Source organism: Winogradskyella bathintestinalis (assembly GCF_030407435.1).
In the GTDB taxonomy this organism is placed as follows: domain Bacteria; phylum Bacteroidota; class Bacteroidia; order Flavobacteriales; family Flavobacteriaceae; genus Winogradskyella; species Winogradskyella bathintestinalis.
In genome coordinates this window covers 73,343-88,982 of sequence record NZ_JASDDK010000007.1, presented here as the reverse complement: position 1 = coordinate 88,982, position 15,640 = coordinate 73,343, and the positions used below count along the sequence as shown (strand labels likewise).

The window sequence follows — 15,640 nt, the reverse complement described above, 5'->3', positions numbered from 1 at the left end:
TATCTATGGCATTTACTCCATTATTGGCATTGGTCTGGGTTTCATGGTAAGTGACCTCTAGACCCGAAGCGCCTCCCGTAATCTCATCATCTACATCCGTAAGGGTAAAAAGACCAAAACCATCATTATCTGGATCACAATATCTTAAGGGTTGTGGCATGAATGCTATTGGTGCTTGTTCTACAAGCAACTCTAAAGTAGTGGTGGTGTAACAACCGGTATTGCTATCTTGTACTCGTGCAAAAACAGTCTGACCGTTGCTCAAATTAGTATACAGCATTGGCAATGCCGCAGTATCTGTCTGTGCATCGGCTAGAGTTTCATAATAGCTTACCGCATAATTAGAGTTATTGCCTGTAATTTCTGAATTTTTTAAACTCAGATCCATCTCTGTTAATCCATCTGGGGTGCCATCGTCACAGACTTCTAATGCTGTGGGAGTTATGGCTGTTGGTAATGGATTAACGATAAGATTAAACGAGGTGGTGCCATAACAATCGGGATACGCGGGATCCTCTACGCGTACGTAAATTGTATCTTGGTTGGGTGAACTTGTATTGGTATAAATGGTCGGTAGTAAATCTTGATTATCCGCTGCGCCTGCTTGGGTGCTATGGAAGGTGACATTATAAATCGCCGGATCTTGCCCTCCTAAAATAGCGGCTTCTTGGGTACTGAGATCGAAATCCTCTATACCATCTCCGCTAATATCATCACAAGCAATCATATTATCTGGAGTGTTAGCGATGGCTCTAGTATTCACTACAAGATTGAAAATAGGGGCTGGAGACGCATTGTAGCAATTGGAATCTGATGCACTTTCTACTCTTACATATATGGGCTGTCCGTTAATGGTGTTCGTATAACTTAACGGTAGGGCATTGTCCCCTAAATCGGCATCTTGAAAATTTAAATGGTAGCTTACTGTAAAATCTGATGACGGTTGACTACCCAAAATTGTCGACGATTGACTACTAAGATCAAACTCAGCAATTCCATCATTACTATCGTCATCACATAAAATCATATCCGAAGCTGGATTAATTGTAGGTTGTCCCACTACATTTAAATTAAAGTTCAACACCTCATAACATCCCGAATCTAAATATTCTACTCTTACAAATACGGCCTCACCATCTACACCTACGTAAACATCTGAATCTGAAATTTCAGTCGCATCAGCCTCAGCATCCGCAAGTGAATTGTGGTAAGTAACCACCAAATCTGAAATATTTGAAGCACTTGAAAGTATGACATCTGAGTTCATAGTTAAATCAAAAATATAAGGTGGAATACCGGTATCGCAAACAAATAAATTATTTGGTGTCTCAGTAACTATCTCAGGTAATACATCTATGCATACCTCTTCCATATATTCACAACCAAAATCATCAGTAACTCTATACATATAACAAAACTGACCAGCTGATGGTGGTGTAACCGTTATAACATTTCCAACTGTATTTGTAATAGTAGCATCCGTATCCCATGCTTCTGATTCAATTACTGGTGTAAAAGAAAGTTCAGGGGGCTGTAAATTTGGGTCAAATTCAATACTCCAAGCAAAAACATGTCCATTATCAGCTGAAAGATTATCAACAACTCTAATGGTCCAATCACCATTAAGTGGAGAACCTAAAAGACCATCTAAAGAGTTTATAGAACTATAATTTCCTGCCGGCACAAAAGAATCAGTATACGTGTCTTGAGTATCTCCGTCAGGAAATTCACCACCCGATTGAATACCTCCAACCAAAGTAGGAAACCCACCCGAAGGCACAAAACAATATCGTGTACCCGTCCCTGGAGTTGTATTACTACTATTTCCGTCAACAGTTCCTGTAGCCCATGGAATTCCTAAATTAGCAGAGTTTCCGCCTTGATCGTGCATTCTAACAACCTGTCCATTAGGGGAAATTATTTCAATATCTAAATCACCTAAATAAGAATGCTCCATAGTTAAACAGATACTAACCAATTGACTCGGATCTGATAATGTTTGAGCAGAATCATAACAATCTACAGTAATAGACGTTTCATAAGTTACCCCATTTCCATCGGGCAAAAATGTTACACCACTAACAGGAGGGGTACAATCATTAATATACTCAACAGCTTCAACATTACCTGTAATATCAGTACTTTCGCCAAAACACAAAGTAGTATTAGCTGCTTCCGTACCCGTAAAATCTGGCTCCGTAGCCACTTGAATAACCTGATTAATCAAATTATTATTATCACATCCTAAAGGATCTATAGACGTATTCGCATCACGGATATTCAAATTCACAATATACACTCCAGGGTTAGGATAAGAAAACGTAGCTGTTTGACCTGAAACCGTATTACCGTCTCCTAGATCCCATTCGTAAGTAGCACCAGTTCCATCAATTGAAAAATCCCCACTACCATTTAAAGTAATTTCCTCATTAGGACATACTCTAATATATCCATCACCATTTGGAGCAGGAGATGTAGAATCTATTTGAGAATTAATAGTTTGACACGGAGTTAAACACGAGATATCGGCGGCCCAACCAGCTATATTTCCAGAAGCATTAGAAACAAATTGAATGGTGATACAACCCGAAGTATTATCTGCAGTGGCTTGTACTAACTCAGGACTTGTATTGCCAGAGAAATCACCGAAACTATCCGCAGCGGTTGAGTCTCCATTAAAAATAGACATTACATCTTGATTTAACTGCGTACCAAATTCCGTAAAATTTAATACAACTTTTTGACCAGGGTTTTCTGGACAAATTGTTATTACAAAATCCTCATCGTCACCGTAGTTGCCAAATTCTCCTCCTGAATCATAAAAAACCCCACCACATTGGTTAACGGTTACAGTTTGCATAGTTACATCTTGAGCCAACAATATTGAGGAAAACAATAAAGAAATTATAGTAATTAAATGTTTCATGTGTTTGATTTTAAAGAGCTCAAAACAACGCATATTGTACGCTAATGCTAATTAATTATTTCGATAGCGATAATAGAATACTTTTTGAGCTTAGAAGTTTTATTGATATTGTGACTTTATTGTTATATAATAGTTAGTGCCATCAACTTGATACATCGCTGCAGCTCTTGAGTGGAATTCAAAATTATATTTCAAAGGATTAAAATTATTAGGATTAAAAGTTTCATCCCGCTCTAATTCTGACACAAAACCATCTAAAATAGTGACTTCAGATAATTTAGTACATGCCTTTCTATTATTCTTGTCTGTTATTAATTTAATTTCAACCCTATTTCTAAGAATATGTTTGATACTTCTTAAGCGTTGGTCATTATTGAACACATATTTATCCGCATATTCACCATATACTTCAATAATCTGAGATCGTTCTTTTGATGTTAATGGAATTTTAACATTATTGTTAAATTTTGCTAAAGGAAGTGGATTGCTTTGTTCTGATTGTTGACTGCACACACTTAAGGGTATGAGTATCAGCGCAAGAATAATCAATAGGTTTTTCATCGTTCTAATGGATTTTTAAAGTTTCGAAAATTAAGAAATTTTTAAGTAAACCAATGTTAAATCGTCTAACGATATTGACAGTTTAACGGATTTATATATATAACAGTTGTAATATTAAAACTCCTACCTTACCGAAACTATTTTTATTGCTTATCTTTGCCATTCGTTTTTAAAAACTGATAACCAATTATTATATAATGAAAATTGAAAGTGATTTTAATGATATTGATGCCATCGGAGATGACCATATTGGCACATCGAGCGATACTCCATTAAGAGCAGATGCGTTTGAATTATCTAAAAGTGATAAAATTGAGCTCATAAAAGCTGATGTAAAGCATATTTTAGAAACCTTAGGTTTAGATCTAAACGATGATAGTTTAAAAGGAACACCGAATAGAGTTGCCAAAATGTTTGTCAATGAAGTTTTTGGAGGTTTAGATCCCGATAAAAAACCAAACGCCTCTACGTTTGATAATAAATATAAGTATGGTGAAATGTTAGTTGAAAAAAACATCACTGTTTACTCTACCTGCGAGCACCATTTATTACCTATCGTAGGACGTGCACACGTGGCTTATATTTCTAGCGGAAATGTTGTTGGGTTATCTAAAATGAATCGCATTGTCGATTATTTTGCTAAAAGACCACAAGTTCAAGAACGATTAACCATTCAAATTGTAAAAGAATTACAATCTGTTTTAAACACTGAAGATGTGGCATGCGTCATTGATGCTAAACATTTATGTGTAAATTCTCGTGGCATTAGAGATATTGAAAGCAGCACGGTAACTTCAGAATTTGGTGGTAAATTTAAAAACTTAGAAACGCGACGCGAATTTTTGGATTATATTAAATTAGAAACCCAGTTTTAATTGCCAACAGTTAGACAAAAAATTTTTGTATTTAACTACATAATCTTTCAACTAATATTCGCTTTATATAGATTAAGAAAAGTTTTAAAACTTTTAAAATCGAGCAACTTCACTCCAAACCACAATTTATAATGCAACTTTATAATTCAAATCAAATAAAAATCTACAATACGCTTTCAGGAGAAAAAGAAGTTTTTCAAGCAATAACAGAAGGTTATGTTGGCATGTATGTTTGTGGCCCAACCGTTTACAGCAATGTACATTTGGGTAATGTGAGGACTTTTATGTCTTTCGACATGATTTTTCGTTACCTTAAGCATTTAGGTTATAAAGTACGCTATGTACGAAATATAACAGATGCCGGTCATTTGGAAAATGATGGAGATATTGGTGAGGACAAAATCACTAAAAAAGCCCGATTAGAAGCTATTGAACCTATGGAAATTGTACAGCGTTATACTGTAGATTTTCATAATGTACTTAATACTTTTAATTTTTTACCGCCCAGTATTGAACCGACGGCAACGGGTCATATTATTGAACAAATAGAATTAATTCAGTCGATTATTGATAATGGTTTTGCTTATACGGTGAACGGTTCAGTGTACTTTGATGTGCATAAATACAATGAATCTAATGAATATGGTATTTTAAGTAAGCGAAAGTTAGAAGATTTAATACACAATACACGCGCACTCGATGGGCAAAGTGATAAGAAAAATCCCCAAGATTTTGCCCTTTGGAAAAAAGCAGAACCCACCCATATTATGCGTTGGCCTTCCCCTTGGAGCGATGGTTTTCCCGGGTGGCATTTAGAGTGCACTGCAATGAGCACCAAATACTTAGGTGAATATTTCGATATTCATGGTGGTGGCATGGATCTAAAATTTCCACATCACGAATGTGAAATTGCTCAAAACCAAGCTGCTAAGGGACAAGCTCCCGTAAAATATTGGATGCATGCCAATATGTTAGAACTCAACGGCTCTCGCATGAGTAAATCAACAGGCAATTATATCAATCCAGCTGAATTACTTTCTGGAAAAAATGATATCATGTCTAAGGCCTACAGTCCAAGTGTTATTCGATTTTTTATAATGCAAGCGTCTTACCGTAGTGTTTTAGATTTAACAGACGATGGTTTAGCAGCGGCAGAAAAAGGTTTCCATAGACTTATGGATGCCATTGGTTTAATTGACAATTTAAAGACGACGGCTTCGTCTTCTTTCAATATTACTGATTGGAAGCAGAAATGTTACGATGCCATGAATGATGATTTTAATACGCCCATCTTAATCGCTACATTGTTTGAAACTGTTAGGTTCATTAATCAAGTAAAAGATGGTAGCGCAAGCGTAACTGATGATGATTTAAAAATTTTGAAGGACACGATTGAAACCTTTGTGTTCGATGTGCTTGGTTTGGTTAATATGTCTAAAGAAAATACAGGAACTGAAAAATTAGCTGGAGCAGTTGAAATATTAATCAACCTTAGAAAAGAGGCTCGTTTAAACAAGGATTTTGCTTTATCTGATAAAATTAGGGACGATTTAGCTGAAGCAGGTATTCAATTAAATGACAGTAGAGAAGGCACGACTTTCACAACGAATTAATCCTTAATTGTGACAAAAATATTAGCATATCCGTTTCTATTATTGATTAAGTTCTATCAAACATTTATCTCCCCATTCACTCCTGCAACGTGCAGATATCAGCCCACATGTTCTCATTACGCCAAAGAAGCCCTTGAAGTTCATGGTTTTTTTAAAGGTGGATGGTTAGCGGTAAAACGAATATTTAGTTGTCATCCTTGGGGCGGTAGTGGAATTGACCCTGTTCCTTCTAAAGAAAATACACCCCAAAAGTCCTCTCAAAAAGACAGTCGCAATCAAGAAAAATAATGGTATAACGATACAATATTAATCCTACAGTTAAATTTTCAATTCAATTCAAAATTATAACTTCATCAACCTTCAACTAAGTAAAGGATTAATATTACGTTAATCCTGTTTTCAATACTCTTCAAAATATTATATTTACCGAATAAAAAATTTTCTATGTTTTTATTACAGATTGATTGGGATCCTATTAAATTTCTTGATTTAGGTTTTTTTAAACTTCATTTTTACAGTCTTATGTGGATTGCCGCCTTTTTATTGGGTTTCCAAATCACCAAGCGTATTTACAAAAACGAAGGCCAATCTGAAGAATCTTTAGATTCTTTATTTATTTACTCTGTTCTAGGCATTATGCTAGGTGCCAGATTGGGCCATGTCATTTTTTATCAGCCAGAACTTATTACGGAAGATTTTTTTAGCATCTTTTTACCATTTAAATTCGCTGGCGGATTTGAGTTTACAGGTTTTCAAGGTTTAGCGAGTCATGGTGCTGCTATAGGTATGATTATTTCTATGTATCTCTATAATAAAAAAGTTTTAAATAAATCCGTTATTTGGATTTTGGATAGAGTGGTGATCCCAGTAGCTTCTGGAGCTGTATTTGTAAGAATAGGAAACTTTATAAATTCTGAAATTATAGGAAAATACACCGGAAGTGATTTTGGTGTTGTTTTTAAACAATTAGGTGAAACTGAACCAAGGCATCCTGCACAATTATACGAAGCATTCTGCTATATTTTTGTGTTTTTAGCACTGTTCTATTTCTATTGGAAAACAAAAAAATCGGAACAACAAGGTTTCTTGTTCGGGCTGTTTCTGGTATTACTTTGGACGGTAAGGTTCTTTGTGGAATTTGTAAAAGAAGCTCAAAATATTGAACGCGCAGAATGGGCACTTAATACAGGTCAGCTTTTAAGTATTCCATTTATATTAATCGGGTTGTACTTTATGTTTATGTATAAACCTAAAACAAAACTAAGCTAATGCGATTTCAACTGTTTATAAAATCTATCCTTGTCATTTTCGGACTCGTCTTTCTTTCCTCTTGTAAAGAAGAAAAAACAACTAAACCTGAAGATAAGGTCGTTGTCAGCTTTAAGAAAGAAGGGACTTTAAGTCTTATAAAGGCCGATTCAGATTCTATCATAAAAACTATAGATATTGAAATTGCCGATAACGAATACGAAACCCAAACTGGTTTAATGTATAGAACCAAGCTTGAAAACAATCATGGGATGTTGTTTATATTTCCAAATGTTCAAATGCGAAGTTTTTACATGAAAAACACTAAGATTCCTTTAGACATTATTTATATAAATGAAGACCAAACCATTGTTAGCTTTCAAAAGAACGCTAAGCCAATGAGTGAAACTTCGCTTCCTTCTGAAGCGCCAGCGAAATATGTGTTAGAAATATACGGTGGACTCTCCGATACTTGGGGACTTAGTACAGGAGATAAGGTTAGTTTCACAACGATCAATGAATGAGCCTATAGCGTTTAGTATCCCCATACTTCTAGGCCAGAAGATAGGTCTTACTACTTTAAACCCACAGTCTTCAAACGACAAAAGCATTATTTGTTTCGTCTGCTATATGAGTATTATAATATCATCCTAATTTTGCACGGCACTTTTCTGAATTAGGTTACACCGTTTACATATTTAATTATTAAGACATTGGAAATTCCAATTTGAAGTATTCGGAATTAAAACATGTTGATTTAAAGTCTTGGGGTGAAAACAATCAACATGCTGTAGTTAAATATGCAATATCAAAAATGCAAATCATAAAATTATGATTATTACCCATAGCATTGGTGGACATGTTTTAGCTTCTAATTCAGTAATGCCACAAATAGACGCTATTATTACCGTGGCTTCATAAATTGATTATTGGAGACATTGGAACGGTCATGAACGCTTCATAATGTATTGGTTTTGGTATATTTTGATTTCTTCGCTTACTGCACTCTTTGGATATTTTCCTGCGAAAAAAAATGAAACTTTTTTGAAAATCTACCCAAAAACATGTTTTATCAATTACCAAATTGGGGTAAACATAACGATTATATGTTAGGAGATTTTAAATTTAAAGATCTTCAATTCAAAAATTTCAATAAGCATTTATTTGCTTTAAGTTGTCCTAAAGACGAATATGCACCCAAAGTTGCCGTAGATTGGTTGGTTAATCAAGTTAGAAATGTTGATGTAATTTAGGTATTTCTAATGTTGCTTACTATAAATTTATTAGAAAATAGTTTAAAGATTCACTGTGCAAAACATGAAATGAATGGACTATAAGCATACTTAAAAACACTACATTGCTTTTACCATAAAAATGAAAACAAAAAAATGCCTCTCAATTAAGAGAGGCATTTTCTATTCAATTTTATTTTAGAATTTTTAAGACTATACTTTAAGCTTCCTCAACATCGTCTTTCACTTTTCGCTTAAGTGCATCTGTTGCATCACCTTTCTTAGCCGTATCATACATTATTGGTGTTGCGATAAATACTGAAGAGTATGTACCGACAATGACACCTACGATTAACGCAAATAGTAAATCTTTAAGAGAATCTGCACCAAATAAGAACATCGCCAATAACACCACTAAAGTTGTTAATGATGTATTTAAGGTTCTACTAATTGTACTATTTACGGATCTATTGATAGTGGTATCGAATTTCCAACCTAAGTTTTCATTAAAGTATTCTCTAATTCTATCGAAAACAACAACGGTATCATTTAATGAGTAACCAATAACTGTTAATATCGCCGCAATAAAGGTTTGATCGATCTCCATGCTAAATGGCATAAATCTCCATGTTAAGGAATAAATTCCTAATACAATAAATACATCATGAAAAACAGCCGCAACCGCACCAAGTGAGAATTGCCATTTCTTAAATCTAAATAAGATATATAAGAAAACGACTACTAAAGAACCTAATATTGCCCAAACTGAAGCTTTTTTAATATCATCAGCAATAGTAGGACTCACTTTACTCGACATCATTTTACCAATTTTCTGATCTCCAGAACCGTCTAAAAATTCTTGGTAAGTCATACCTGCCGGAAGGTATTTTTGCAATGCTGTAAATAACATTGATTGCACTTCTTCGTCAACTTCTGTAGAACTATCTTCAATTTTATATTTTGTAGAAATCTTTAATTGGTTTGGTCCACCGATAGTTTTAACTTCTGCACTTTCAAATACTGCATGAAGATCATTTTTAACTTCCTCTACACTCATATCTTGTTCAAAACGTACTTGGTAAGTTCGTCCTCCAACAAAGTCAATACCTTGATCTAATCCCGTAGTAAAAAGCGATCCTAAACTGGCTAAAATTAATACCCCAGAAATTACATAAGCAATCTTACGTTTTTTTAAGAAATCGATATTTACATTCTTAAATAGATTTTTTGTCAACCCAGTAGAAAAATCTAATTTACCACCTCTGTTCACATACCAATCTACTAATAATCTAGTAATAAAAATCGCTGTAAATAACGACGTTAAAATACCAATGATTAATGTTGTAGCAAAACCTTTAATTGGCCCCGTACCAAATACAAATAATATTAAAGCAGTTAATCCTGTAGTAATGTTAGCATCTAAAATTGAAGATAATGCATTAGAGAAACCATCTTTTATAGATTCCTTTTGAGATTTACCTTTAGCCAATTCTTCTCTTATCCTTTCGAATATAAGTACGTTAGCATCGACCGAAATACCAATGGTTAATACAATACCAGCGATACCAGGTAACGTTAATACGGCACCTAAACTTGCTAATACGCCAAAGATTAGTAAGATGTTAAATAGTAAGGCGATATCAGCAAAACCTCCTGCTTTCCCGTAATAAAATATCATCCAAAGCAATACGAAAGCTAATGCGATTAAGAACGACGTCATACCGCTATCAATTGCTTCTTGACCTAATGATGGTCCAACCTCATCTGCTTGTACTATCTGAGCAGAAGCAGGTAATTTACCAGCTCTTAAAACATTGGCTAAATCGACAGCTTCTGTTAATGAGAACGATCCTGATATTTGAGAGTTTCCTCCGGCAATTGGTCCGGTCGATACACTTGGTGCCGAATACACAATATTATCTAGTACAATAGCAATAAATCCTTGAGTTTCATAAGCCTTTTTGGTCATTTCTTCCCAAATTTTAGCTCCTCTTGCATCCATTTGCATACTTACGGCAGGTCGGCTTAATTGATCATAATCTTGCCTTGCATCGGTAATTACCGCGCCACTTAATTCTGGCTCACCATCTCTGTTACCTTTTACAGCATATAATTCCGAAAATTCAGACTCTTCATTCTGAATACCCCAAACGAATCTTACATATCGCATTTCCGATGGCAATGACGCTCTGTTTTTAGAGTCATTCAATTGCTCCATTACTTTTTCTCTGTCCTTAGATAAGAACATACCAACTACAGAACCCCCATTACCATAACCTTGTATACCTAAAGGGTTAATATCGGCAACATTTGTAGAATCTGATTCTATCTGACCTGTTAACTCATCAATTGCGCTTGTCGCAGAATCTTGATCAACATCAGTTTCTACAACCTCATCGTTCCCTTCATTCTTAGCTTTTTTCTTTTTATTTGCTTCGACCATATTTTGGTTAACCTCCATAATATATGGTAAAACATCTTGCGTTTTATAAGTTTCCCAAAACTGTAATTGTGCTGTTTTAGTCACTAAATCCTTAACACGCTCAATGTCTTTAGCTCCTGGCAATTCTAAAAGAATACGACCAGAGTTTCCTAAACGTTGAATGTTTGGCGACGTTACACCAAACTTATCTATACGCTTACGCAATACTTCAAAAGCAGAAACGATAGACTCATCAATTTTTGTTTCAATAATGCCTTTAACTTCGTTATCTGACATATCGAATTTAATTTCGTCGCTTAATGTACGATTGGCAAAAATATCTGGTGATGCTAATTTTGTCTCTCCTTTAATAGCATCAAATGCTCTAAAGAAAGATTCTAGGTAAGATTCTTGTGCATCTTTTTGTAATTCTTCAGCATCATCTAAAGCTTTATTAAAAACAGGATCTTTACTGTTGTTAGATAATCCTTTTAAAATGTCTCTAACTGAAATTTGAAGAATAACATTAATACCTCCTTTAAGGTCAAGCCCTAAATTCATAGCATTATTTTCAACTTCAGTATAAGAATATTGTGTAACACCTAAATTATAAACATCGATAGACTCAAATTTATCTCCGACTTGTATTTTAGAAGTTTTTAATGAATCTAAGTAACGTACTTCTTCTATACTACGCTTAGATTGGTAATCGTCTTCTGTTTCTGCGTATTTTGCTATTGCCGCTTGTTCGGCTGTATCTTCAATTTGATTGGCTTTGAATGTAAATGATAATTGGTAAATACTCACCAAACCAAATAAAAGCGCAAAAAGCTTAATTATTCCTTTGTTTTGCATTGTGATTGTTTATTTAATGTCGAATTTTAATTAATTCCGATAGCTATCGGAATAGGCGCGCAAATATAGAATTTACACTATAAATTTGACAATAATTTTTAAAAATTTGATTTTGGCCTCTTTGATTGATAAAAGGACCTATTAGAAGTGAGAATTATGTTTAAAATTCTCTTATGTAACTGGGCCTGCCCTCACTTCGGGAATTTTATAAGATGTAGTATCTATGGAATGTGTAACTACTTTATTTACTAAAACAGCATTCTTTATTTTTGCATTAAGCTGCTTTGCGTTGATTTGTTGACTGGAATAATCAATGTTAACCGGATTAGAATTATCGGTTTTTTGATTAATTTCGGTAACTTGAGTGCCTTCAAAATCCCAATTAACAGAACTGCTAGACTTAATTTCTGTAATATTAAGTTCGTAGTATTTATCCTTCTTAGAGTTGGTTCCTTTATTAGAGGAATCCCGTGAAGCTTCATAAGCTAACTCATAATTTTCAGTCTCAAAAAGCACATTTTTGATATGTGCAATATCTGCTTTACTATGATAGGTTATTCTTAGTTCCCCATCTTTGTATTGCCCAATTTTAATTTGAGATACACCAATGCTCTGTAGTTTATTTTGAATCGCTTCAATTGCATTTTCGGTATCTTCAGCAGATATCATTTTGTCTGAAAACGCTATCACTATCTGCTGATTTGGCACAGTCTTTTGCTCCATAAACGTTCCTAAAAACGTTAATAGTAAAGCAAGTATACCAAAATGCAGTTTGGTTTTCATGCGGCAAATATAAACAAAAAATACTCCCGTTCACTAACGGGAGTATTTCGATAAAATTTTTAAAAGATATTTGAAAATTGAAGCCTTACATGCCTTCCATTTTCGAATACCCTTCGGGTGGAGTCATATCAAATTTTTCATCTGCAACGTCTACCTTATCAATCTTAATAACTTCACTACTTATTTCTATTGCACTTCCCATTTGATTCATCTTCATCACAAAATACAATGGAAATCCTTCAACTTTACTTCCCATGGCAGTTGTGTTATGGCTTATCGCAGAAATTTTATCTGTAGTAAACATTTGCATTTCCATGTCCTGTCCGTTTTGTTTCATGCTAACGATGTATTCTTGGCATTCATAACCTAAAATTGTTTTAGTTTCATCACCTTTAGTAACCGTAACATTTTTTAAATCTTCTGCTTTAGGCTCCATTGATTGAACGGTGTATTTTTTCCCAATCGAAGGATTATCCATTAACATAAGCATTTGCTTGGTAGCACCATCAACAATTATGGTTAAATCACCAGTCATTGGACTATTCGTTTCATTGCGTGATTTATCACCTTTAAAATATGAAGTAGAATTTGAATCGCCCATACTTTTTAACTGCGCATTCATTTGTTCATTATCACTCGACATAGTTTGCTTAGTAGTCAACACTCCCTCCGACAATTTTTCTTGGGCAGTTAGCGTAACAGAAAATAAAAGTATAAGACTGAATAAAAGTATTTTTTTCATAAATTTTTTGTTTTTTTTTTAGATTAATACAAACCAAATAAACCTAACCATCATCTAGGTTAGATGAAGAATTTATAGTTTTTATTTAATTTCAACTAAAAATTAAAGCTCTAATAAATCGTTGGTTTTTTTAACTCCTTCAGCGCTTGCTTTCATGTGTTCTTTTTCAGCATCACTTAAAGGTATATCTACAATTTTTTCGATACCTTTTCTTCCCAAAACAACTGGCACCCCAATACATAAATCACTTAAACCATACTCGCCATTTAATAATGTTGAGCAAGGGAATATTTTCTTCTGATCGCAAGCAATTGCTTGTACTAAACCACTAACAGCAGCACCTGGAGCATACCAAGCTGAAGTACCTAATAATTTGGTCAAGGTTGCCCCACCAACTTTAGTATCTTCTGCTACTTGATTTAAACGTTCTTCTGATAAAAATTCAGATACTTTAATACTGTTTCTTGTCGCATGAGAAGTTAATGGCACCATTCCTTTATCACTGTGACCACCAATTACCATGCCGTCAACATCACTAATTGGAGCTTCTAAAGCTTCGGCTAATCTATATTTAAAACGGGCTGAATCTAAAGCTCCCCCCATTCCTATAATTCTATGTTTTGCTAAACCTGTGGTTTTATGAACCAAATAAGTCATGGTATCCATTGGATTACTTACTACAATAATAATGGTATTTGGCGAATGCTCTACTAAGCTTGAAGAAACAGATTTTACAATCCCTGCATTAATACCAATTAATTCTTCACGAGTCATACCTGGTTTACGAGGAATACCCGAAGTGATTACGCATATATCACTATTTGCGGTTTTAGAATAATCGTTAGTACTACCTGTAATTTTGGTATCAAACCCATTTAAAGAGGCGCATTGCATTAAATCCATGGCCTTACCTTCTGCATAGCCTTCTTTGATATCTAAGATGACTACTTCAGAAGCAAAATTTTTAATTGCTATATACTCTGCACAACTTGCGCCTACTGCACCAGCGCCAACTACGGTTACTTTCATTTGTTTTATAATTTTAAAATTAGTGTAAAATGAAATGGACTTAATACTTTTTTTGAATCCAAAAAAGTACTTCTGCTCAATTCAAAATTATATATGTTTATTTAATATGAAACTATGTGTTAATCACGTCTGTAAAATTACGAATAATATTACTGTAAATGAAGAAAGCACAGGAGTAAATCCTGTGCTTTTATTATAATTTAAAACAATATAAGTTTATCGGAATCCAAAATTAATTCCGAGAGAAAAGGTATCAAATTCCGACAAATGATACTCAGCATTAAGTCGAAAGAATCCCAACTTTAATTTTGTACCAAGGGTTGCTCTTACTGCAGATACGTCACTAGACACAGAAAAAGGATCGGAAATAGTTTCGGAAAATAAAATTCCATTGGTGACTCTATATTCACCTAATAAATCTGATTCTGACGTTCCTTTTATATATCCCAATCCACCATAAAAATTTATGACTGGCCACCTCGTAGATGCTAAGGCTTGAAACAACCAAGTATTAGTATTATTCTCTAATTGTTGATTTTCCCCTTCAATACCAGATGATTCAGTAAGATTATATGAACCGTCTAAATGCGTATAGGCGACCAAACCTGAGAGTGCAATAGGCCACATTTTACTGGTAGGAAACCAATCCGTAAATTCCAATTGTAAACCTGCACCATACATACTTATACTCACATCTTCGTTTTCAAATTTTGGAACAAATCGAGCCTTTAATTCTAACCCATTACTAAGCCCTAAGGCTCCTTGCAAAAATGCGGTCGGCAATAAGTTAGCCGTACCTGAACCAATGCCCTGAGGCAATTCTATGCGTGTTGTTTGATTTCCGAATATGGGATCGTTATATTCTACTTCAACAAATACTGCCGGATCATTTTCACCTAAAACTGATGACACCATTTGCATACTTGCTCCTTCAACGAACTGAACATTGGCATAATCCGCAGTATTTAAGTTAAACATTTTGTGTTCATCTTTAACTATAGATGCGTTGGCGATAACCGAAATTTCAAACCCACCAAGTGGTTTTGATTTCGCAGAATTAAACCAATTGGCATTCATACTGTGCATTAACCCATTTGTTCCTGGGGCTAAATAATCGTTAGTAAAGCGTTTTGCATCATCGACACCACCAGTTAGTAGTACGTCTATATCGTTTTGTGCTTTTCCACTTAATGCAAGCATACAAACGAATAGGAATAGGGCTATATTTTTCATAATAAGCAGGTTATAATTTAACAAATATATTAAAACAAGATCACAAACACATATACTTAGTCTGAGGATAACTTGGCGTTGAATAAAAAAAAGCAAGTACGTAATGTACGTAATTGCTTTT

Annotated in this window: 13 protein-coding genes; 6 read left to right on the top strand and 7 right to left on the bottom strand. The window is 34.4% G+C overall.

Features of this window, described 5'->3' with window-relative positions:
• Both QMA06_RS14760 and QMA06_RS14755 read right to left on the bottom strand, forming a co-directional pair.
• The coding region (locus QMA06_RS14760; protein WP_290207671.1) for a PKD domain-containing protein at positions 1–2,926 on the bottom strand (2,926 nt) is incomplete at its 3' end.
• 99 nt (positions 2,927–3,025) lie between these two features.
• Positions 3,026–3,487: a hypothetical protein gene (locus QMA06_RS14755; RefSeq protein WP_290207670.1), complete on the bottom strand. Its 462-nt coding sequence runs from the start codon at positions 3,485–3,487 to the stop codon at positions 3,026–3,028.
• Between the two features lie 197 nt (positions 3,488–3,684).
• On the opposite strand from QMA06_RS14755, the gene folE reads away from it, so the two are divergent.
• The 6 genes from folE to QMA06_RS14725 all read left to right on the top strand — a co-directional run bounded on the left by folE (position 3,685) and on the right by QMA06_RS14725 (position 8,476).
• Positions 3,685–4,362: a GTP cyclohydrolase I FolE gene (gene folE / locus QMA06_RS14750; protein WP_290207669.1), complete on the top strand. Its 678-nt coding sequence runs from the start codon at positions 3,685–3,687 to the stop codon at positions 4,360–4,362.
• Between the two features lie 131 nt (positions 4,363–4,493).
• Positions 4,494–5,975 (top strand): cysteine--tRNA ligase, encoded by a 1,482-nt coding sequence (gene cysS / locus QMA06_RS14745; RefSeq protein ID WP_290207668.1) that lies wholly within the window; start codon positions 4,494–4,496, stop codon positions 5,973–5,975.
• Positions 5,976–5,984: 9 nt separating this feature from the next.
• Positions 5,985–6,263 (top strand): membrane protein insertion efficiency factor YidD, encoded by a 279-nt coding sequence (yidD, locus tag QMA06_RS14740; RefSeq protein ID WP_290207667.1) that lies wholly within the window; start codon positions 5,985–5,987, stop codon positions 6,261–6,263.
• A 156-nt stretch (positions 6,264–6,419) separates the two neighbouring features.
• Positions 6,420–7,244 carry a prolipoprotein diacylglyceryl transferase gene (gene lgt / locus QMA06_RS14735; protein WP_290207666.1) on the top strand — a complete coding sequence of 275 codons (825 nt, stop codon included), beginning with the start codon at positions 6,420–6,422 and terminating at the stop codon, positions 7,242–7,244.
• Positions 7,244–7,747, top strand: coding sequence for a DUF192 domain-containing protein (locus QMA06_RS14730; RefSeq protein WP_290207665.1), 504 nt, complete (start codon positions 7,244–7,246; stop codon positions 7,745–7,747). Before lgt ends, QMA06_RS14730 begins: the two co-directional genes overlap by 1 nt.
• 540 nt (positions 7,748–8,287) lie before the next feature.
• Positions 8,288–8,476, top strand: coding sequence for a hypothetical protein (locus tag QMA06_RS14725; RefSeq protein WP_290207664.1), 189 nt, complete (start codon positions 8,288–8,290; stop codon positions 8,474–8,476).
• A gap of 199 nt (positions 8,477–8,675) precedes the next feature.
• On the opposite strand, the gene secDF is transcribed toward QMA06_RS14725, so the two are convergent.
• The 5 genes from secDF to QMA06_RS14700 all read right to left on the bottom strand — a co-directional run bounded on the left by secDF (position 8,676) and on the right by QMA06_RS14700 (position 15,519).
• Entirely contained in the window at positions 8,676–11,732 is a 3,057-nt protein-coding gene (gene secDF, locus QMA06_RS14720; protein ID WP_290207663.1) for a protein translocase subunit SecDF, read from the bottom strand.
• Positions 11,733–11,903: 171 nt separating this feature from the next.
• Positions 11,904–12,515, bottom strand: a complete 612-nt coding sequence (locus QMA06_RS14715) for a hypothetical protein (RefSeq protein ID WP_290207662.1) — start codon at positions 12,513–12,515, stop codon at positions 11,904–11,906.
• Positions 12,516–12,600: 85 nt separating this feature from the next.
• On the bottom strand, positions 12,601–13,257 hold the full coding sequence (locus tag QMA06_RS14710) for a DUF4412 domain-containing protein (RefSeq protein WP_290207661.1): 657 nt from the start codon (positions 13,255–13,257) through the stop codon (positions 12,601–12,603).
• A 102-nt stretch (positions 13,258–13,359) separates the two neighbouring features.
• Complete coding sequence (gene mdh / locus QMA06_RS14705; RefSeq protein ID WP_290207660.1) at positions 13,360–14,286, bottom strand: malate dehydrogenase; 927 nt, start codon at positions 14,284–14,286, stop codon at positions 13,360–13,362.
• A 216-nt stretch (positions 14,287–14,502) separates the two neighbouring features.
• A complete protein-coding gene (locus QMA06_RS14700) occupies positions 14,503–15,519 on the bottom strand; it encodes a DUF6588 family protein (RefSeq protein ID WP_290207659.1) in 1,017 nt (338 codons plus the stop codon).
• Positions 15,520–15,640: the final 121 nt, after the last annotated feature.

What these genes read in the sequence shown, in the direction of transcription:
- QMA06_RS14715 (WP_290207662.1), bottom strand. Translation starts at nt 12,515, where the DNA reads ATGAAAACCAAACTGCATTTTGGTATACTTGCTTTACTATTAACGTTT.
- secDF (WP_290207663.1), bottom strand. Translation starts at nt 11,732, where the DNA reads ATGCAAAACAAAGGAATAATTAAGCTTTTTGCGCTTTTATTTGGTTTG.
- QMA06_RS14700 (WP_290207659.1), bottom strand. Translation starts at nt 15,519, where the DNA reads ATGAAAAATATAGCCCTATTCCTATTCGTTTGTATGCTTGCATTAAGT.
- folE (WP_290207669.1), top strand. Translation starts at nt 3,685, where the DNA reads ATGAAAATTGAAAGTGATTTTAATGATATTGATGCCATCGGAGATGAC.
- QMA06_RS14710 (WP_290207661.1), bottom strand. Translation starts at nt 13,257, where the DNA reads ATGAAAAAAATACTTTTATTCAGTCTTATACTTTTATTTTCTGTTACG.
- QMA06_RS14725 (WP_290207664.1), top strand. Translation starts at nt 8,288, where the DNA reads ATGTTTTATCAATTACCAAATTGGGGTAAACATAACGATTATATGTTA.
- QMA06_RS14755 (WP_290207670.1), bottom strand. Translation starts at nt 3,487, where the DNA reads ATGAAAAACCTATTGATTATTCTTGCGCTGATACTCATACCCTTAAGT.
- lgt (WP_290207666.1), top strand. Translation starts at nt 6,420, where the DNA reads ATGTTTTTATTACAGATTGATTGGGATCCTATTAAATTTCTTGATTTA.
- cysS (WP_290207668.1), top strand. Translation starts at nt 4,494, where the DNA reads ATGCAACTTTATAATTCAAATCAAATAAAAATCTACAATACGCTTTCA.
- mdh (WP_290207660.1), bottom strand. Translation starts at nt 14,286, where the DNA reads ATGAAAGTAACCGTAGTTGGCGCTGGTGCAGTAGGCGCAAGTTGTGCA.
- QMA06_RS14730 (WP_290207665.1), top strand. Translation starts at nt 7,244, where the DNA reads ATGCGATTTCAACTGTTTATAAAATCTATCCTTGTCATTTTCGGACTC.